Source organism: Bradyrhizobium sp. BR2003 (assembly GCF_009720285.1).
In the GTDB taxonomy this organism is placed as follows: Bacteria; Pseudomonadota; Alphaproteobacteria; order Rhizobiales; family Xanthobacteraceae; genus Bradyrhizobium; species Bradyrhizobium elkanii.
In genome coordinates this window covers 288,737-307,298 of sequence record NZ_SMYJ01000032.1, presented here as the reverse complement: position 1 = coordinate 307,298, position 18,562 = coordinate 288,737, and the positions used below count along the sequence as shown (strand labels likewise).

Genomic DNA, 18,562 nt, shown 5'->3' with positions numbered 1-18,562 from the left:
GCGTCGGAAGATGTCACGGAGGTGACAGTTTCCTGTCGGCAGGATCAATGACCATCTGACTGGATAGACGAATTTTGATTGCGGTTTGATGACGCTCGATCAGCGCACCGCAACGCAGTCTGCGTTCGACAGCATGAAAGTCTGTTGGTGCGCGAGCATCTTTCCGCGCGTTTGCGCGCGCGTCGAAAAACAGTCATCCCAGCGAAATGTGTTTTGCATAGCGTGTAGCTCCATTTCTATTTCTTTCTAAATCAGGAGAGCACTATGCGGCTTTGGGGAGCCATTCCGGCGCTCGCGGTTGTTGCTGGCGCCGTTGCCATCTCGCCGGTAGCAAACGCAGAGAATTTGGTCGAAAAGATCGTTGATGAGTTCAAGCACGAGATCAGGGATGAACTGCGAGATCTGCGGGATCGCGGCCATGAAGGCGTGCACCAGTACAAGCACATCGTCGTCATCTATCAGGAGAACCACAGCTTCGATAACCTTTACGGTCACTGGGGCGACGTCGGCCGCGACCGGATCAACGGCATATCCTATGCCGATCAGGCGCACACCCTGCAGGTTCGGCAGGACAACCAGACCGTCTATGCCTGCCTGCTGCAGAACGACGTCAACCTGACCTCTCCGTCGCCGCAACCGACGAGCTGCACCGACAATACGGGCACGGTCGCGATCCTGAGCGCCTTCAAGAACAAGCCGTTCGAGATCAATGAATTCATTCCGACCTCGGCCACCACCTGCCCGAAGCCGCTCGGCGCTTTCGCGGCTCACGGTTTCCTCAACGGCACCGGCGCGCCCGGCGGCTGCACCGCGGACATCGTGCACCGCTTCTACAGCGAGCAGTATCAGCTCAACGGCGGCCGGCAGAACCGCTACATGACCGGCAGTGATGCGGCCGGTCTGGTGATGGGCTATTACGATACCAAGAAGCTGCCGATCTACGGCTATCTCCACGGCCACGGCGCGCCGAACTACGTCATCGCCGACAGCTTCTTCCAGGGCGCGTTCGGCGGTTCGTTCCTCAACCACCAGTTCTTCGTCGCCGCCGCGGCGCCGCAGTTCGTCGGTGCCCTGAATGACGGCAGCGCCAACGACTTCCACTCGATCGTCGATGCCAACGGTATGCCGACCAGCACGCCGCTCTACACGCCGCTCTCGACCGTGAAGGATGCCCAGCTGACGGCGAAGTGCAATCAGGCCGGCCTGACGGCGGGCCTCGCCTGCGGCGACTACGCGATCAACACCACGCAGCCGTTCTATCAGCCCTATTCGCCGGGAACCGCCGACATCAAGCGCCTGCCGCCGCTGCACACGCCGAACATCGGTGATCGGCTGTCGGCAAAGCGCGTTGATTGGGCCTGGTATTCGGGCGGCTGGTCGAACGCCAACGGCGACGTCGGCGCTTCGGGCTGGACCAACGGCAACGGCACGACCTGCACCGACCCGAACCATGTCTCCACGGCGGTGTTCCCGAACTGCCCGGATGTGGATTTCCAGTACCACCATCAGGCGTTCAACTACTTCGCCAACTACGCGCCCGGAACGCAGGCCCGCAAGGATCACCTGAAGGATGAGGCGGAGTTCATCCAGGCGGCCAAGACCGGCCGGCTGAAGCAGGTCAGCTTCATCAAGCCGATCGGCGAGGAGAACGAGCATCCGGGCTACACCAGCGAGTCCGAAGGCAGCCAGCATCTCGTCGATCTGGTCAAGGCGATCGTCGAGGGGCCGGATGGCAAGGACACGCTGATCGTCATCACCTATGACGAGTTCGGCGGGCAGTGGGACCACGTTCCGCCGCCGCCGTTCAACCGTCATGGTGCCGAAGCCAAGGCTGCGGACCAGTGGGGCCCGGGCACCCGCATTCCGGCGCTCCTGATCGCCAAGCGCTTCAACAAGTCGGGCGTCGCGCATGAGGACTTCGACACGACGTCGATCCTCAAGATGCTCGAAAAGCGCTTCGACCTCGACCCGCTGGTGACGCGCCCGGTGCGCAGCCTCTCGGCGGCGCTGAAGGCCGGCGAGGGCTGGCACTAAACGAGAAACGGTTCTGGTCCGCGTCAACGCCTGACGCGGGCCGGAGGCCGGCCATGCGCCCAAGGATCGCTGCACGAAGCATCGCTACACGATCAGATCGTGTAGCGGATGGGTCATGACGGTGTCCGGCGTATGGTCCGGGAAGAAATCTGTTTGTTGCTCCGGGATAGCCAGCCCCATTGCCGACGTTCCACCAGCTGCAACTCCTTGTGCCAGCTGAAATCCGGCGGAATCGTCGTAGTGACCGAACCACGTGGGGCTCTGATCGAATTGTGGAGGAGACGAAGCTCCCTGCTGTTCAAGGCTCGGAAGCTCCTCCGCGAAATGAAAGGACTGCTCGGTCGTTCCGCCGTCTACGAAGGGCAGCATTGCCTGAGACAACGCCGCGTCCTCGTGGCCACTCGGTGACATCGGACTAACATCGGGCGCTGGAGCGCTGCCGCCGACCGGCGGCGCGGGGCTGTCCGGGCTGGCGGCGAATATGAAGGCGTCCATCCCCGCCGTATGACACTGAATATCGACCTGAAGGCTGGTCGTGGCCGAATCGCCGTCCGCATCGACCGCCGTCACATCGAACAGGAGATCCGCGTTGATGCTCGTCTTCTCGGTATAGCTGATGTTGTTGATCGCGAAGGTGGGACACCCGGCCTCCACCCGATCGTAGTCGACCTGAACCTGGCTGAAGGACCTGTCAACGTAAAGCGTGTACGTCGTCGTCGTGGCATCAAAGGAGTAGCTGTCGATCAGCGAAGCATCCGATGTCTCCTGGACCACGAAGCTGGCGCTGCCGCAGAGCGGCCTGGGCACGTCGATGCAGAAGTCGTGAACGTCGGCGCTGCCATCAAGAACCTTGAAGATGACACCAGCGGTGCCGTAGCCCTGCCATTGCGTGAGATTGAAGCTGACCTGCGACTGCTTCTCGGTGAAGGCGAGATTCAACTGCTCGGCCGGGTCCATTTGCAGTCCGCTATCGCCGACTGCGATACCGCAGTCCGATGCCTTGACATCGAGCGGATGGCCAGAGCAGTCGGACCCGGTAATCACCAGTTGTCCGTCCGGAGCAGTCAGTGACGGCGTGCCGCAGAACTGGGCATCAAAATCGGAGCCGCTGACGGTGACGTCCTTCGATGGCCCGGCGTGCTCGAGATCAAAGCAGAAGGTTCCATCCGGATCGACCAGCAACTTGAAATACGGATCGTCCAACCTGCCGCCGCAATCGGTAAGATACGCGTCGAGTTCGACGCCGCCGCCCACCTCATGGGTCGTATAGTAGAAACTGTAGTCATCGCCATGTCCGGTGACGTGCACCGCGGTAATGCCGTTGCCCAGACATGACGTGGCCAGATCATATCCCGTGCAGCCGACTGGACCGTTGTGGACGGCAACGAGCATCGCGGCGTCGCCATCCGCGCCGAAATTGATATCGTAAGTGCCCGTCGCAGTCTGATGGTCCTGAGCGGCGACGAAGGTCTCCGGGAAGCCGCAAATGGTCGGGTGATCGTCCGTGATCGTCAGTTGCTTGCCGAGGTCGATGCACGCGCTCTGGAAGTCGCCGTCTTTGTCCGTGATGGTGGCAACCAGGCTTACGACGCCGGCGGTCAACGACACGGCTTTGCCACTGTCAGGGCCGGCGCAGGACGGATGCGTCACCGCGCGATATTCGGTGAAGGTGACGCATCCCGTGACCGGATCAACCGCGATGGTGAATGCCAGCGCCCCGCTCGCTGTGCCGACATGGCCTTCGATGGTGTTGCCGTTCAGAACCAGCACGTCGGAGCAGCCGGTATGCGAATCGATCAGACCGGATGGGGTGCAGTCACCTCCGTTGATCGTCAGTGCATAGTGAGTCGTCGCGCCGTCGGCGCCCTGGAGCGAAGTGAACGCCGTCGAGAAATCGGCGGAAATTTTCGTCAGCGCCGCGTCCGGCGCCGAGCCCGCGATGTGGTCGTCCAGCGCCGTTGCCGTCAGGTGCGTCTCGCTCAGCGTCAGCGACGGAGCGCTGCAATTGGCCCGGATGCAGGGGCCATCGTCGCTGATGCTCAGCCTGCTGCCGAGGTCGAGGCTGGCGCTCTGGAAGTCGCCGTCCTTGTCCGTGATCGTGGCGTTCAGGCTCACGATGCCCGCCGCCAGTGAGACGGCTTCGCCGCTGTCCGGGCTGGTGCCGAGCGGCTGCTCCACCGGCCGGTAGTCGGTGAAGGTGACGTGTCCCGTGGCCGGATCGAGCGTGATGGTGAATGCCAGTGTGCCGTTGGTCGCGCCGACGCGGCCTTCGATGGTGTTGCCGTTCAGAACCAGCAGGTCGGCGAGGCCGGTATGCGAGTCGATCAGCCCCGATGCCGTGCCGTTGCCGCCGGTGATCGTCAGCGCGTAGCGGATGGTCGCGCCATCGGCGCCTTGCACCGAAGTGAACGCCATCGAGAAATCGGCGGAAGTCGTGGTCAACGCCGCGTCCGGTGCCGAGCCGGCGATGTGGTCATCCAGCGCCGTTGCCGTCAGATGCGTCTCGCTCAGCGTCAGCGATGGGGCCGTGCCCGTCGCCTTGATGCGCGGGCCATCGTCCGTGATTGTCAGCTGCTTGCCGAGATCGATGCTGAGATCCTGGTACTGGCCGTCGCTCTCCGTGACCGTCGCGATCAGGTTGACGAGGCCGGTCCCCAGTGCGATCCCTTCGCCGCTGTCAGGGCTGGTGCCCGACGATTGTTCGACGGCGCGGTGCTCGACGAAGGTCACGCGGCCCGTGGCCGGGTCAACCGTGATGGTAAACGCGAGCGCTCCGCTTGCTGTACCGACATGGCCTTCGATGGTGTTGCCGTTCAGAACCAGCAGGTCAGCGAGACCGGTATGCGAGTCGATCAACCCTGACGCCGTACCGTTGCCGCCGGTGATCGTCAGAGCGTAGCTGACCGTCAGACCCGGTGCGGTGACGAATGCCGCCGAGAACTCGCCCGAGGTCGTCGTCAGCGCGGCGTCCGGTGCCGAGCCGGCGATGTTGTCGTCCTGCGTCGTTGCTGTCAGATGAGTCTCGCTCAACGTCAGCGATGGCGCCGTTCCGATCCCGATCAAGGGGCCATGGATGACGAGTGTCACCGTCTGCGGGGTACCGCCTATCGTGGTCACCGTGAAGCTGTCGGTCAGCGCGTCGCCGACATGGAGGGCTTGCACGGAGCTGTTGGCGTTGTCGAGCGTATAGGTCCACACCCCGGCCGTTGTCAGCGTGAATGAGCCGTAGCCACCAACGCTTGTCGTCGGCACGTTCACGGCGGTGAAGGTATTGACGGGATCGTCGACATCGGTGTCGGTGAGGGTGCCCTGTGCGATGAGCAGGCCGGGCGAGGCATGACTGACGCCGACCGCACCCACCACCGAGCCGGCCTTGGTCCCGGAGATGATGGAGGCGTCATCGGCGCCCAGGATGCTGATGTTGAAGCTCTCGCTGGCCGAGAGCGAGCCGTCCGAGACCGTGATCACAAAGCTCTGGGTCGTGTTGGCCTTCAGGGCGTTGATTGCGGTATTGTTCGGAACGAAGGTGTAGTTTCCGGTGGCGCTGTTGAGATAGAGCGTGCCAAATGTACCGACGCTCGACACGTCGTAGGTCGCCTGTCCCAGCACCGTATTGCCTGTGGCGCCTCCGCTGATGCCGAATTTCAGTGCGCCGCCCTTGATGCTGCTCGCGGAAAAGGTCCCGTTCGCCGCATTGAAGTCGTCAAATATCACCGTATCGATTTCAGTCGGCCCCGATCCGAGGTTCAGCTTCGGCGGAGTCGGCGGCAGCTTGAAGAGATCATTTTTCGCGAAGATCGCGACCGGCAGCGGCCCGAGCGTATCTTGCACCGGCGACAGCGGGGACTGCTGAATAAAATTGATTGGTAGCAGCAGCTGGCCCCCTTCGAGAGCGGGCATGCCGGACCCTTTCGATGCCGGTCCTTTCTCGAAATAGGCGAGCGTCTCTTGTTGGGCCTCCCGTAATTCCTCCATGTGCGCAGGGGAATTCGTGGCATGGTTCACGCCGACGGAGGATCCTCTTCTGCTCAGAATGATCGTCTCTTCGGGATCCTCGACGATGATATGACGGGGGATCGCCTCCTTGGTCACGAGCTCGAACACGCCGTGGTGGAGGTCCTTGTATTTGATGCCGTCGTCGTCCAGGAACGTGACGTTCGGCTCCGCGGCCCGGGCGTCCTCCAGCAGCGAGAAAGTCAGGGCGGCCAACGACAGCATGCCGAGGCCGCTGGCCCGGATGGTGCCAACCGGTGTGTCAGCGGTCAGGACGCCAGATCCTGCCAGCCGGCTGCCGATGAGGCGGAAGAAGCTTCTGGCTTTCGCGAACGAGCCCGGCCGCAAGCCCCCACCGGGGTCCTGCGCGATGTCGCCCAACTCCAGCCGGGTGCCGGCCGGCAAATTGATCAGCCTGCCATCGACCAGGCGGATTTCGATCCGCCCGCCAACTCCGACCTCAATGACGTCACCCTGGCGAACGGGATCGCCAGCTACGATTTGAATCGGTATGCCGCGGGCACGAGCGATCGTGCCGCAACCGATCGCCGTCCAAACAGTGCCAACCACACGGGGCGGCTGGCCCAAAACGGCCATGCACGCGTCCCCGAACTCTACGCCGGACGCAACAAACATTGGCTTTTTGCCTGTTGGGCAGTTCGAGCGGGAGGTGGTGCCGCAGTCTTTTTATTTTGGCTTGGTTCGGCCACGCGGCGAAAAACCCCGCGCCGTCAGCCATAGGCTTGTCCGCTGAAACGTCCTGATTGAAACCAAATTCGGCAGTAAAAAATCGAATTCCAGTACTGCGGGGAGCAATACGAAAAGGACAGAACAGGTGTCCTTTATCGCGCGTGCAGCCCCGCAAAATTAATAGTATGATTACCATGCAAATTGTCCACTTATTAATTTTTAGTCGAACTGCGTCAGGCATTTAGGCCTGTCCGCGACAACTCGTCTGGCACTCAAGGTCCTGCAGTCTCGGCCCGGCGGTCCCGACCACCCATCGAGCCACGACACGACAGGACCTTCTCGAGGAGGGGATCGTGCGCATCCATTTGATTGTTCAATTGCTTGCAAGCTTCGTCCTGGCGCTCGCAACGCTCACGCCCGGCCAGGTGCAGGCGCAAACCGAACCGGCCCAGCCGGCGGTCGACAATATTCAGTTGAAATTCATCGGAAGGGTCGTAGCCGCCACCGGTTCGGTCACGATCGAGCATCCGAGTGCAGTCGTCGTTCAGGCAGGGCTGCCCGGCAAATTGCCTCAGGCGCAGGTTGGCGATCCCGTTTATCTGGGCGACGTGGTGCAAACTGGAGCTGACGGACGCGTCGGGATCAATTTCACCGACGGCACTTCGTTCAATCTGTCGAGCAACGCCAAGATGGCGATGACCGAGTTTGTGTACGATCCAAACGGCAAGTCAAACTCGACCTTGCTCAAACTGACCAACGGGACGTTCACCTTCGTTGCCGGCAACATTGCGAAGACCGGCGACATGAAGATCGACACTCCCGTGGCAACGATGGGCATTCGAGGCACAACGCCACGCATCGAGATATCGGACGATGGAACGGTGAAGTTCGCCACGCTCGTTGAAGAGGGCAAGAGCAAGGTCAGGAAGGTCGGGACACGAACGCCGCAGCAACCTGAGCAAAACACTCTCCACAAGTTCAATCCAAACATCTGTCGAGGGTGCTAGGCCAGGCGCAGCCCGTTTCGTGCAAGCAAGGCCCGATATGAAACTTCGTGCAAGCGCCGGCGCAATTGTCAGCCTGACATCGCTTCTCGTTGCGATGCTCCCCGCGTTGCCTGCGGCCGCGCAGAACCCGAAGAAGGACAACTATCTCCGCACTATCGGATTGTGCAGCGGCCTCGATCGCACACCGGCCGACGCGCGCGTTGCTGCCTGCACGGCGTTGATCGATGCGGGGCAGGACATGACCCCTGCCGGCCTCGCGATCGCCTACAACAACCGTGGCAACGCCTACGCTGCCAAGGGAGACTTCGACGGCGCCATCCGGGATTTTGATCGATCGATCGAGCTCAATCCGACCTACACCAAGCCGTTCAACAACCGCGGCGTGGCCTATCTCAAGAAGCGCGAATATGATCGCGCGACCGACGCCTTCGATCAGGCGATCAGGCTCAACCCGAATTACGGCGAGGCCTTCGCCAACCGCGCCGGCGCCTATTTGAAGCAGAACGATTTTGCGCGCGCGGCGCAGGACTACGATGAGGCCATTCGCCTCAAGCCGAACCTGGACGGGGTGTGGAGTGGACGCTGCTGGAGCCGGGCCATCCTTGGCGAATTGCAGGCGGCGCTGGAGGATTGCAACAAGGCACTTCAATCGGGGCCCGCCAACGCCGCGACGTATGACTCGCGCGGCCTGATCTATCTGAAGACCGGCGAGCTTGGCGCGGCGATTGCCGACTACAGCTCCGCACTTCGCATCGATCCCAAGCTCGCGAGCGCGCTTTATGGACGCGGCCTGGCGAAGTTGAAGCAGGGCGATAAGGCCGGCGGCAATATCGACATCGCGGCGGCCAAGGCGATCCAGGGCAGCATCGGCGACGATTTCACACGCTACGGCGTGCGATAGCCGAGTGCGGCCGACGGAGGTGCAGCAAGCGGGACGGTCCGATGCTGTCGTAGCGGGTGCGGCCCGGCCAGCCGGCTAGTTTATGATCTCGACCGTCGCCGAACGGCCGGCGACCAGCGCGATGCGATCCGGCAGGTGATCCAGCGCGATGCGCACGGGGATGCGCTGCGCTAACCGAACCCAACTGAAGGTCGGATTGACGTTCGCGAGCAGGCTCGCGCCTGCCGCGCGGTCTCGATCCTCGATGCCGGCCGCAATGCTCTCGACATGTCCGGTGAGCCGCACCGGCTCGCCCATCAGCCGGATCTGCGCCTTGTCGCCGACGCGGATGCGCGCGAGCTTGGTCTCCTCGAAATAGCCTTCCACATGCAGCGTATCGGTGTCGACCAGCGCCATCACGCCCTTGCCCGCGGTGACGTAGGCGCCCGGCCGCAGGTCCATATTGGTGATGGTGCCGTTCACCGAAGCGTGCACCTCGCTGCGATCCAGGTTGAGCTGCGCGACGGCGCGATCGGCGACCGCCTGGTCATAGGCCGCCTTGGCCTGCAGCTGCGTCGCCAGAACCTGCTCCTGCTTCTGCTGCGACACCGCATCGGTGGTCAGCGAGCTGTAGCGCTTGAGGTCGGCGTCGGCCTGATCCAACGTCGCGCGATGGCCGGCGACCGCCGCGTCGGCCTGCTTCAGTGCCAGGGCAAAGCGTGCGCGATCGATCCGGAACAGGATGTCGCCGCGACGCACCGGCTGATTGTCCTTGACCAGCACGTCGGTGACGAAGCCGGAGACGTCGGGAGCCACCTGGATCACGTCGGCGCGGACCCTGCCGTCGCGGGTCCATGGCGATTCCATATAGTAGACCCAGAGCGCGCGAGCGACTGCGAGTGCAGCGATGACGGCGACCGCGGTCAGCGCAACCCGGCCGAGCCAGGCGAAATTCCCCTTCATGGCAGAAACTCCGAAAGATAAACGACGACGCCGAGCAGGCATACATACAGGGCGAAATTGAACAGCGCGCGATGCCAGACCAGCCGGTAGACCCCGAAGCGCTGCATGATCCGGCTCACCACCGCGCTCAGCGCATAGGCAACGATCAGCCACAGCAGCAGCGCCGGAACGAGCACGCCGTAAATATCGAGCTCATATCTCATGCGGCGAAACTCTCCTCGGGCTGCGATCGATAGGCGGGCGCATCCGGAAACAGGCCGCGGCGGATCCCGACGAGGCCGAGCAACGCATCGTCCCGCGGGCGCTCATTGGGATCCTTGACGACCGCGGACAGCGCTGCATCGATGCATGACAGCAGTTCGGCCGGCATTGCCTGGTCCGCATGGGCGCGAAACGCCGCCGCGAGGTCGTCCAGCATGTCGTCGATGGCACGCACGGTCGACGCGGCGAGGCCGTAGCGGGCCCGCCTGAGGTCGATGATGTTGAGCCCGATGCGGAGCTGGACCAGGCTGTCGGCATCGCGGCGGTCGCTCTCGGAGATAAAGGCGATCCGCTGGACCAATAGCCCGAGCCGATGCAGCATCAGGCCGGCAAACTGCGCGCGATCGCCGTGGCCGCGCCGCTCGGCCGCGACCGCGAGCGTCTGCCAGCTCGACATCATCAGCCGCTTGGCGATCCATTCGGCGCCGACGCCGCGCGCGATCCGCGTCACGATCTCCGCAATCACGATACCGAGGAAGAAGGCGACGGAGCTGTTGGCAAAACTGGCAAAATCCGCGCTGTAGGTCGATTGCAGCGCCAGCAGCGTTGCGGTGTTGACCGCGAGCGCCATACCGATCGGCGCGGTTTTGGGCCGTGCGATCAAAAAACCGTACAGGAGGAAGGTCGGGGCCAGCGCGGCGATCAGGACCTCGACATGGGTAATACCCGGCACCACCGCGAACTGGTAGATCGCGACGACGACGATCGCGACCAGCGAAAACAGGCCGAAGGCCCGGATGCTGCGCGCCGGCTCGTCCTGCGCGGCGAAGAACGAGCAGGCGACCGCCGCCATCATCGGCGCCGAGGCGCCATCCGGCCAGCCGGTCGCAATCCACAGGCCGCAGCAGATCAAGATGGCGACCGCCGCTCCCGCGGCCGACCACAGCGCCATGCCGTGGTCGCGATGACGGACCGGCGCGGCCCCCGACTCCGGGTGGAACGCCAGCGGGACGGTAGAGATGTCCCGGCCCGCGGCAATCGCATCGCCTATTGCGCGGCAGTCGGCCGAGATGTCGACAAGCTCGCGCAGCCGGAGCAGCAAGCTGATCATGATGATGCGCTCTCGCGACGCGATGCCGTCGAGCGCGGATTGCCGCTCGGCGATTGCAGCGCGGATCTGCTCGCCCGATTGCCGCTGGCGGTCCTCGTCCACGATCCATGCGGCGATATCGTCGATCAGGCGCCGGAGCTCCGGTTGCCTTTGCAGCGCCGCCTCGCCGAGTGCGGCAAGCCGGTCTTCGATCGACGTGATGATCGGCAACAGCATCAGCATGCGCAGCCGGACCTCACCGAGGCCTCGCACGGTGCCGACGTCGGCCAGCCGGTCATAGGCGACATGGGTCGCCAGCGTATCGATCTCGACGATGTCTGTTGCAAGACGAAGGCGTTGGGCCCGGCGCGTCTCGCTGGTCCCGCGGTCAAGCAGCACGTCGCGGGACAGGCGGCGCGCATCCGACAGCCAGCTCCTGACGCGGCGGCCGACCGCCGGCGCGACGCTGCGCGGAAACACCACCGTCGACACCAGGCTCGCGCAGATGATGCCGAGCGAGATCTCCTCGACCCGTGCCAGCGCGACATCGAAGATGCTGCCGGGGTCAGCCACCGACGGAAAGCCGATCAGCGCGACGGTATATCCGCCCAGCATGAAGACATAGCTGCGCGGCGTGCCGTCGAGCAGCGACAGATAAAGGCAGAGCCCGACCCAGAGCGCGATCGCGAGGCACAGCAGTTCCGGCGCGTTGACCAGGTTCGGCACCAGGGCGACCGTGACGCTCGCGCCGACCAGGGTGCCGATCACGCGGAAGAACGCCTTCGAACTGGTCGCGCCGGCCAGCGGCTGCGACGTGATATAGACCGTCGCCATCGCCCAATAGGGGCGCGGCAGATCGATCGCCAAGGCGATGACGAGCGCCAGCATCGACGCCGCGAACGTCTTCAACGCGAAGACGAAGTCCGCGTGGCGGACCAGGAACGGCTCTTCCGCGCGCATGACTATTTCGCCTCTGGAGCAGTCTTGGCTGGTGCAGTTTTTGTTGTAGCAGACTTGGCGTCCTGCAGGCGGCTCGCCCGCTGCTCGATGAGCTGCAGCGTCTCGAAGGTTACCGCAAGTTCCGCGCTGCCGATATCCTTCAGCAGGCCGGCCCGCACGCGGCGCAGTACCCGGTTGATCTCCTTGACCTTGGCTTCGCCGGTCGCGGTGAGATGCAGCGTCTTGGCGCGCCGGTCGGTGGGGTCCTCGCGACGCTCGACGAGGCCTTCGGACTGGAGCAGATCGATCAGCCGCACCAGTGAAGGCCCCTCGATTCCCAGTTCATCGGCCAGCACGCCCTGCCGGACGTTTTCTCCCTGGCGCGACAACACCAGCAGCGGAATCGCCGTCGCGTAGGACAGGCCGTGGTCGGACAAGGCCTGATCCGACTCGCGGCGCCAGATCCGGGCGAGCCTGGTCACAAGGCGGCCAATCTCGGCGTGGATATGGGACTGCGAAGGCGGCATGCAAAATAGATAGGATGCGAACTATTAGGATGCAACAATATAGCTGCGAACATCGCGGATCATCACGCAAATGCGATCCTGCGTGAGGGGCGTCAGTACTTCTGCACGGTCGATCGGAAGGCGATCCAGAACGCGACCGACAGAAGTCCCAATCCGCCGAGCACAAGGAAGGCTGGGCCATAGCCGACCCATTGCGCGATCCAGCCGCCGAGCGCGGGGCTCAGCGAGGCGCCGATTCCCTGAACCGTGATGACGGCGCCTTGTCCGAGATTCACGCGGCCGGTTCCGTTCAACGATCGCGCCACCATGCCCGGCACGGCGACACTTTGCAGGCCTGCGCCGATGCCGTCGAGGATCTGCACGGGCAGCACGCGCCACCAGCCGGAGAGGGAGCAAGCGAGCGCGCCGCGGATCGGCAGGGCCAGGAACGACAGCAGCAAGACAGACCAGTAGTTTCGACGCTCGGCGGCGTGCATGCCGGCGATCGAGGCAAGAATCATCACCGCCTGAGCCACCACGATCGTGGTCGCGACGAAGCTCGGGCCATCGGCATGGTTGCCTGCGACCGCAGCAAGGCCGTAGAGCGGCACGATCGCCGCGTTACCGAGGTGAAACGCGGCCAGTGCGACGGCAAGCACCAGTAACGGCTTGTGCTTGACCAGCACGGAGAAGCCGCTGGGCTGGCTGTCCGGGTCTTCTTCCTTGCCGCGTGCGGCGCGGTGATCGATGCTGGCGGGCGGGATCAAGAGAACGCTGACGATCGTGATCACGCCAAACAGGGCGGCGAGGACGAAGACCGCCACATAACCAAATTGCCAGCCGAGATAGCCCGACGCCGCGGCGCCGACCATGTTGCCCGCATGATTGAATGCCTGGTTGCGGCCGTTCTGCCGGTTGAACCCACGCTGCCTGACGATGCCGAGCGTGATGCCGGTGACCGCCGGAACGATTGCGGCGCCCGCGATCGAGGTCGCAACCTGGGACAGCGCGACGGCCCAGAAGTTCTGCGACATCAAAATGACGGCCGATGCCACCACGACGGCGATGCCGGGAACGATCACCCATACCCGCTTGTGGTTCGTCGTATCGATGCAGCCGCCGATCGGCGTCGTGATCAGCATGCCCGCGATATTGCCGAGTGTCAGGGCGGTCCCGATCAGGCCGCTGGTCCAGCCATGCAGCTGGAGGAAAACCCCGACGAACGGCCCGATCCCGGACTGCATGTCTGCCATGAAGAAGTTCACAGCCAGCAGCGGCCACAGGCGTGCAGGAGACGTTTTCGCTTTGCAATGGGCATGATTCCACGAACGCGCAGGGCCGCGGAATGAAGCGACCACGGACCGATATTTCTGCGCAATGTGCATGGCGGCCGGCGGTACGATTTTCCGGGAGCGCAAGACGGCCGGCAACGTCACGGACCAAGCGTGCGCCGGACCATATCGCCCATATCAGTCTTTCCTGGCTCGTTCTCGCTCGGCTCTTTCTTGATTATCGCATCAGCACGTACACGACGACGATGACAGCGAGCGCGATGATCGCAGACGTGATCATCATGCCGTAGGGACGTGCCTGTCTCCCTTCGGTCGTCTCTGCCGTGTTTGCCGGAGCTGGTTCAGCGGGACCTTCCCGGACCATGGTTGGCGTCCTGCGTATCACAACTCTATTCCGACGCGGCTGACGCAGCTTCGTTCCTAACTGGTGTCCCGGGCCGGAGCGCACGCTTAGGAACCTCGCTCCGAACGCGCTGTTGAGGCTTCTTTCGGAGGCACGCAGATGCGCGATCGGCCCGAACCTCGCGCCCGACTATCTGACGTCGTGAAGGATGGCGGCCTCCGATGCCGCCGATGCACATCGCATCCGCGGTCGGGTGGAAGCAGGGCGAGGAGCCCAGAGTGCCGGACAGCTTGCAGATCAATGCGCTCCCCCACCGGCCTGCAGCATCCGCGGTCGCTCTATGCGCTCCCTAATGGCGACATCCTGGTCGTCGAGTCCAAGGCGCCGGGGACGGAGCCGATCAAGCGGCCAAAGGACGCCTCGGGACGGGCTCTGACTTCGGCGGTCTCACCCGCACACGCGAGCGATTGGAGAACACGATGAGCGATAGCACGATCAAGAAAGTATCGGTCAGCACGTCCCCGAAGGGGACGATGGGCCAGACCTATCTGGTGTCGGGCAAGCGCGTTGCCATGCGGCTCTGGGACAACGAACAGCCGCAACCGGGCGCTTCCGATCATCGCGACTACGAGACGGTTGGGTATGTCATCAGCGGTCGCGCCGAATTGACCCTGGAAGGGCAGACCATCCGCCTGCAGCCGGGCGATTCCTGGCTCGTGCCCGCCGGGGCCGAGCACCGTTATCGCATTCTCGAGCCGTTCACGGCCGTCGAAGCCACCGCGCCACCGGCGCAAGTGCACGGTCGCGACGAGGCCAAATCATAGAGGGCACGGTGTCGAACATGCTCGAAGAAAAGCTCAGGGATGCGATCATCGGCGAATTGAAACGCCAGGCCGCCAATCGGCCGGATCTGCTCCGCGTGCTGGATGCCGGGGAACTGTCGGTCAGCGGCACGATCGACCTCGATGCGCTGGTTATGGTGATCGCAGGCTCGGTTGCGGGCGGACCTTGAGCGCGGCCGGTTAGGAACGCATCGGGATACAGATGCTTCTGTTCCTGAGGAGATTGTCATGAACAGAAAGCCTGTCACGCAGGATTCCGGACGCTCGAGCGACTGGGGTTCCCACGCGCAAACCGATAAGCCGTGGAAGGGAAACCCGGAGAAGGAGCAGCGCTCCGGAAACACGAAGGGCTCCGGAGACGAGAAGCCCGACCTGGAAAAGTGGCATGAATCGAACACGCAGTGATGCGCGGAGATAGCGAATGCCCGCCTTTCACTTCGCGATCGTGAATGATGAGCGTGTGATCGATGCAACCGGTCAGCCGGTTGCCGACCGCGATGAAGCCATTGCCGCCGCCAAGCGGCTCGCCATCGACCTTGCGGAGACCCGACAAGAATATCTGGGCCGCGGTTACTCCATCTCGGTGATCGGCAGCGACGCACGCGAAATTCACCGCGAGAGCATCGACAGCGCCGAGAAGAGCGGGTGAACGATGCCGTCCGGCGGCAAGGCTTCGAGAAGCGGCAAGGCGGCTTCGAGAACAAGGCTTCGGAAGCGAGGCTTGGAGACACCAAATGGATATGGGCCTTGAAATCATCTACGGCATCGGAGCGCTCGTGCTTCTGACCGCTTTGATCTTCGGCGTGCTTCAGCACCATTTTCGCAGCAGGCGCGCGGTGCAGGCCGGCGGGGAGGTCGTCCGCGAAAGATACAAGCGGAATGAGACCTGACGCAGCGCCACTGGCGCAAGGAGGAGACGATGGGATTGGCTCAATATGCGGTGATTGCGACCGGTGAGGAATGGGGCGTCCTGCACGACGGCAATCTCAACGGCGGATACGCCACCAAGGAAGCTGCATTCGAATCGGCGGCGGCCGCCGCGGCACTGGCGATCAGGATGGGGCACGAGGTCCACGTCAGCGTTCCCGGCCGCGAGGAGGGCGAGGCGGCCCTCACCAAGCGACCCGCCTGATCTAAGCCAACAGCAGTACAGCTTGCATTCGGTGCGAGGACGGCGCGCGTCAGCGCGCTCTATGGATCCAGCTCAGTATCCCAGTAGAGATAATCGAGCCAGCTCTCGTGCAGATAGTTCGGCGGAAACAGCCGGCCGTTGCGATGCAACTGATGCACGGTCGGGGCGTAGGGCGTTTGCTTCGGAAACATCTTGGCCTGCTGCGGCGTCAGATTGCCCTTGCGCAAATTGCACGGCGAACAGGCGGCGACGACGTTCTCCCAGGTGGTCTGGCCACCCTTGCTGCGCGGAATGATGTGATCGAAGGTGAGGTCGTCGCCCGACAGGCAATACTGGCAGCTGAATCGGTCGCGCAGGAAAACGTTGAACCGGGTGAAGGCGGGGTGGGTGGTCGGCTTGACGAAGGACTTGAGGGATACGACGCTCGGCAGCTGGATTTCGAACGAGGGACTTCGTACCGCCCGGTCGTAATATTCGACGATGTTGACACGATCGAGGAACACCGCCTTGATCGCGTCCTGCCAGGACCAGAGCGACAGCGGGTAATAACTCAGCGGCCGGAAGTCCGCATTCAAGACCAGCACCGGCCAACCGCCTTGCGAGACATGTGCGTTCAAATAACGCTCCTGACTCCCATTAGCTGCGAAGCAGCATGCACTCACATACTACAGGCAGCGTGACGGGATTGTGAAGAGCAATGAGCGGCTTATCCGCCGCGCCCTGCCATGTTCCTGCCCCGATTGCCTCCCGCCCGCGAGGCCCGTAAAGGGAGCCGCAAGGCCCTGTCGGCCAGTGACGGACCCTGCCGATGACCACGACTTCAAGCTATCTCGAGGCGCCGCGCCGGTTGCGCGCGTTCGTGCGGGCGCACGAGACGAGCCTTGCGGTGCTTGCGGTGCTGATCGGCGCCATTGGCGGCCTCGTGGTGGCGGTCATGAGCGGCCTCGTCACGGTGCTGCATTCGGTGCTGTTCAATCTGCCGCTCGGCGACCGGTTGTCGAGCCAGCCCAGCATCGATCCCGTGCGCGCGCTCGTGGTTCCCACGATCGGCGGCCTGCTGCTGGGATTTGCGTTCCTTCTGTTGCTCCGGGTCCGGCCGGCCCGCGAAATCGACCCGATCGAGGCCAACGCGCTTTATGGCGGGCGGATGTCGTTCCGCGGCAGCGTGATCGTGGCGCTGCAGACGATCTGGTCGAGCGGCGTCGGCGGCTCGGTCGGGCTCGAGGCCGGCTATACCCAGCTCTCCAGCGGCCTCGCCGCCTCGCTCGGCCGCGGCTTTCACCTCCGCCGCAACGACCAGCGAATCATGGTCGGCTGCGGCGCGGCGGCGGCGATCGCCGGTGCGTTCAGCGCGCCGCTTGCGGGCGCGTTCTACGCTTTCGAACTTGTGATCGGCGGCTATACGCCGGCCAGCCTGACCCCGGTCGGCGTGGCGGCAGTGACCGGCTACTTCGTCGCCCATGCCTTTGAGCCGCTGCCGCTCGGCGTCGGCGTCGGAACCGTCGGCGATGTGCTCGGACGGGATCTTGCGATCGCCGCGCTGCTCGGCATGGTCGCGGCGCTGACCGGGATCGCGATCATGCGCGGGGTCACGCTGTGCGAGGCGCTACTGACCAAGAGCCGGCTGTGGCCGCCGCTGCGGCCGGCGCTCGGCGGGCTTGCGGTCGGCGCGATGGCGCTACTCACGCCGCAGGTGATGTCGTCGGGCCACGGCGCGCTGCGCTTCGCCGGCATCGTGGCGATGCCGCTTGCCTTCATCGCCGCCGTGTTCGCGCTGAAGGCGGTGGCCTCGATCGTCTCGCTCGGCTCGGGCTTCCGTGGCGGATTGTTCTTCGCCACGCTGTTCATGGGTGCGCTCGGCGGCCGGCTGTTCGCCGCCGGCGTCGACATCGTGTGGCCGGGGCTGAACCTCGACCCCAACGCCTATGCGGTGATCGGCATGAGCGCGCTGTCGGCCTCCGTGATCGGCGGCCCGCTCACGATGTCGTTCATCGCGCTGGAATCCACCGGCAACCTCTGGCTCACCACCGCGGTGCTGGTCGCGGTCATCATCTCGACCACGATCACGCGCGAGCTGTTCGGCTATTCGTTCGCGACCTGGCGGCTGCATCTGCGCGGCGAGACCATCCGCAGCGCCGCCGATATCGGCTGGATCCGCGATCTCACGGTCGGCAAGATGATGCGGCAGGACATGACGACGGTGAACGCCGCGATGCAGATCGAGGCGTTCCGCGAGGAATTCCCGCCGGGCTCGAAGACCCAGGTCGTCGCGGTCGACGGCGAGGGGCATTACGCGGGGCTTGCGCTGGTCGCCGAAGCGCACGCGCCGGATCTCGAGGCCGACAAGGGGCTTGCCGGCATTCTGCGCTACGCCGACGTGGTGCTGCATCCCGGCATGAACGTGCAGGAGGCGATCGCGGTGTTCGACGCGGCCGAAGCGGAATCGCTCGCCGTGGTCGGGGGCGACGGCGACCGGCGGCCGATCGGCCTGCTCACCGAAGCGCACGCCATGCGGCGCTATGCGGAAGAATCCGAGCAGCGCCGCCGCGAGGTGATCGGCGAGATTTGATTTTCAGCGGCAGTACTTTTTGACCCGTCATCTTGAGGAGCGCGGAACGCGCGTCTCGAAGGATGCACGGCCCCGCTGGTG

At 63.9% G+C, this 18,562-nt stretch carries 17 protein-coding genes and 1 pseudogene; 11 read left to right on the top strand and 7 right to left on the bottom strand.

The window, feature by feature from the left end:
• The first annotated feature begins 264 nt into the window (after nucleotides 1–264).
• Nucleotides 265–2,034 carry an alkaline phosphatase family protein gene (locus tag E2I15_RS28070; protein ID WP_137478856.1) on the top strand — a complete coding sequence of 590 codons (1,770 nt, stop codon included), beginning with the start codon at nucleotides 265–267 and terminating at the stop codon, nucleotides 2,032–2,034.
• Nucleotides 2,035–2,118: 84 nt separating this feature from the next.
• On the opposite strand, the gene E2I15_RS28065 is transcribed toward E2I15_RS28070, so the two are convergent.
• Nucleotides 2,119–6,624, bottom strand: a complete 4,506-nt coding sequence (locus tag E2I15_RS28065) for a DUF5801 repeats-in-toxin domain-containing protein (RefSeq protein WP_170991507.1) — start codon at nucleotides 6,622–6,624, stop codon at nucleotides 2,119–2,121.
• A gap of 446 nt (nucleotides 6,625–7,070) precedes the next feature.
• Here E2I15_RS28065 and E2I15_RS28060 point away from each other — a divergent pair, with 446 nt between their 5' ends.
• Together E2I15_RS28060 and E2I15_RS28055 are read left to right on the top strand one after the other, a co-directional pair.
• Nucleotides 7,071–7,724, top strand: coding sequence for a FecR family protein (locus E2I15_RS28060; RefSeq protein WP_170991508.1), 654 nt, complete (start codon nucleotides 7,071–7,073; stop codon nucleotides 7,722–7,724).
• 37 nt (nucleotides 7,725–7,761) lie between these two features.
• Nucleotides 7,762–8,625: a tetratricopeptide repeat protein gene (locus E2I15_RS28055; RefSeq protein WP_137478858.1), complete on the top strand. Its 864-nt coding sequence runs from the start codon at nucleotides 7,762–7,764 to the stop codon at nucleotides 8,623–8,625.
• A gap of 75 nt (nucleotides 8,626–8,700) precedes the next feature.
• Here E2I15_RS28055 and E2I15_RS28050 read toward each other — a convergent pair whose 3' ends face one another.
• From E2I15_RS28050 to E2I15_RS28030, 5 genes are all read right to left on the bottom strand, one after another.
• A complete protein-coding gene (locus E2I15_RS28050) occupies nucleotides 8,701–9,567 on the bottom strand; it encodes an efflux RND transporter periplasmic adaptor subunit (RefSeq protein ID WP_137478859.1) in 867 nt (288 codons plus the stop codon).
• Complete coding sequence (locus E2I15_RS28045) at nucleotides 9,564–9,770, bottom strand: DUF1656 domain-containing protein (protein ID WP_137478860.1); 207 nt, start codon at nucleotides 9,768–9,770, stop codon at nucleotides 9,564–9,566. The genes E2I15_RS28050 and E2I15_RS28045 overlap by 4 nt, the downstream gene beginning before the upstream one ends.
• Nucleotides 9,767–11,818, bottom strand: a complete 2,052-nt coding sequence (locus tag E2I15_RS28040; RefSeq protein ID WP_137478861.1) for an FUSC family protein — start codon at nucleotides 11,816–11,818, stop codon at nucleotides 9,767–9,769. The genes E2I15_RS28045 and E2I15_RS28040 overlap by 4 nt, the downstream gene beginning before the upstream one ends.
• A 2-nt stretch (nucleotides 11,819–11,820) precedes the next feature.
• Nucleotides 11,821–12,324, bottom strand: coding sequence for a MarR family winged helix-turn-helix transcriptional regulator (locus tag E2I15_RS28035; protein ID WP_137478862.1), 504 nt, complete (start codon nucleotides 12,322–12,324; stop codon nucleotides 11,821–11,823).
• A 92-nt stretch (nucleotides 12,325–12,416) separates the two neighbouring features.
• The gene (locus E2I15_RS28030) at nucleotides 12,417–13,688 is read right to left on the bottom strand and encodes an MFS transporter (RefSeq protein ID WP_137478863.1); all 1,272 of its coding nucleotides are present in this window, start codon (nucleotides 13,686–13,688) and stop codon (nucleotides 12,417–12,419) included.
• 471 nt (nucleotides 13,689–14,159) lie between these two features.
• Here E2I15_RS28030 and E2I15_RS39360 point away from each other — a divergent pair.
• The 7 genes and pseudogenes from E2I15_RS39360 to E2I15_RS28005 all read left to right on the top strand — a co-directional run.
• Nucleotides 14,160–14,355, top strand: a pseudogene (locus E2I15_RS39360) (PQQ-dependent sugar dehydrogenase); the annotation flags it as partial.
• A 62-nt stretch (nucleotides 14,356–14,417) separates the two neighbouring features.
• Entirely contained in the window at nucleotides 14,418–14,762 is a 345-nt protein-coding gene (locus E2I15_RS28025; RefSeq protein WP_137478864.1) for a cupin domain-containing protein, read from the top strand.
• A gap of 17 nt (nucleotides 14,763–14,779) precedes the next feature.
• Nucleotides 14,780–14,950, top strand: a complete 171-nt coding sequence (locus tag E2I15_RS28020) for a hypothetical protein (protein WP_092080478.1) — start codon at nucleotides 14,780–14,782, stop codon at nucleotides 14,948–14,950.
• A 58-nt stretch (nucleotides 14,951–15,008) separates the two neighbouring features.
• Nucleotides 15,009–15,185 (top strand): hypothetical protein, encoded by a 177-nt coding sequence (locus E2I15_RS38885; RefSeq protein ID WP_170991509.1) that lies wholly within the window; start codon nucleotides 15,009–15,011, stop codon nucleotides 15,183–15,185.
• A gap of 16 nt (nucleotides 15,186–15,201) precedes the next feature.
• The gene (locus E2I15_RS28015) at nucleotides 15,202–15,429 is read left to right on the top strand and encodes a DUF6894 family protein (protein ID WP_137478865.1); all 228 of its coding nucleotides are present in this window, start codon (nucleotides 15,202–15,204) and stop codon (nucleotides 15,427–15,429) included.
• Between the two features lie 85 nt (nucleotides 15,430–15,514).
• Nucleotides 15,515–15,670, top strand: a complete 156-nt coding sequence (locus E2I15_RS28010) for a hypothetical protein (protein ID WP_155262591.1) — start codon at nucleotides 15,515–15,517, stop codon at nucleotides 15,668–15,670.
• A gap of 29 nt (nucleotides 15,671–15,699) precedes the next feature.
• Nucleotides 15,700–15,912 carry a hypothetical protein gene (locus tag E2I15_RS28005; RefSeq protein ID WP_137478866.1) on the top strand — a complete coding sequence of 71 codons (213 nt, stop codon included), beginning with the start codon at nucleotides 15,700–15,702 and terminating at the stop codon, nucleotides 15,910–15,912.
• Between the two features lie 59 nt (nucleotides 15,913–15,971).
• On the opposite strand, the gene E2I15_RS28000 is transcribed toward E2I15_RS28005, so the two are convergent.
• Nucleotides 15,972–16,529, bottom strand: a complete 558-nt coding sequence (locus tag E2I15_RS28000) for an HNH endonuclease (RefSeq protein ID WP_016845270.1) — start codon at nucleotides 16,527–16,529, stop codon at nucleotides 15,972–15,974.
• Nucleotides 16,530–16,720: 191 nt separating this feature from the next.
• Between E2I15_RS28000 and E2I15_RS27995 the strand changes: the two genes are divergently transcribed.
• On the top strand, nucleotides 16,721–18,481 hold the full coding sequence (locus E2I15_RS27995) for a chloride channel protein (RefSeq protein ID WP_137478867.1): 1,761 nt from the start codon (nucleotides 16,721–16,723) through the stop codon (nucleotides 18,479–18,481).
• Nucleotides 18,482–18,562 lie beyond the last annotated feature (81 nt).

Coding starts and splice junctions, on each gene's coding strand:
- E2I15_RS28070 (WP_137478856.1), top strand. CDS start 265: ATGCGGCTTTGGGGAGCCATTCCGGCGCTCGCGGTTGTTGCTGGCGCC.
- E2I15_RS28065 (WP_170991507.1), bottom strand. CDS start 6,624: ATGGCCGTTTTGGGCCAGCCGCCCCGTGTGGTTGGCACTGTTTGGACG.
- E2I15_RS28055 (WP_137478858.1), top strand. CDS start 7,762: ATGAAACTTCGTGCAAGCGCCGGCGCAATTGTCAGCCTGACATCGCTT.
- E2I15_RS28050 (WP_137478859.1), bottom strand. CDS start 9,567: ATGAAGGGGAATTTCGCCTGGCTCGGCCGGGTTGCGCTGACCGCGGTC.
- E2I15_RS28045 (WP_137478860.1), bottom strand. CDS start 9,770: ATGAGATATGAGCTCGATATTTACGGCGTGCTCGTTCCGGCGCTGCTG.
- E2I15_RS28040 (WP_137478861.1), bottom strand. CDS start 11,818: ATGCGCGCGGAAGAGCCGTTCCTGGTCCGCCACGCGGACTTCGTCTTC.
- E2I15_RS28035 (WP_137478862.1), bottom strand. CDS start 12,324: ATGCCGCCTTCGCAGTCCCATATCCACGCCGAGATTGGCCGCCTTGTG.
- E2I15_RS28030 (WP_137478863.1), bottom strand. CDS start 13,688: ATGCACATTGCGCAGAAATATCGGTCCGTGGTCGCTTCATTCCGCGGC.
- E2I15_RS28025 (WP_137478864.1), top strand. CDS start 14,418: ATGAGCGATAGCACGATCAAGAAAGTATCGGTCAGCACGTCCCCGAAG.
- E2I15_RS28020 (WP_092080478.1), top strand. CDS start 14,780: ATGCTCGAAGAAAAGCTCAGGGATGCGATCATCGGCGAATTGAAACGC.
- E2I15_RS38885 (WP_170991509.1), top strand. CDS start 15,009: ATGAACAGAAAGCCTGTCACGCAGGATTCCGGACGCTCGAGCGACTGG.
- E2I15_RS28015 (WP_137478865.1), top strand. CDS start 15,202: ATGCCCGCCTTTCACTTCGCGATCGTGAATGATGAGCGTGTGATCGAT.
- E2I15_RS28010 (WP_155262591.1), top strand. CDS start 15,515: ATGGATATGGGCCTTGAAATCATCTACGGCATCGGAGCGCTCGTGCTT.
- E2I15_RS28005 (WP_137478866.1), top strand. CDS start 15,700: ATGGGATTGGCTCAATATGCGGTGATTGCGACCGGTGAGGAATGGGGC.
- E2I15_RS27995 (WP_137478867.1), top strand. CDS start 16,721: ATGACCACGACTTCAAGCTATCTCGAGGCGCCGCGCCGGTTGCGCGCG.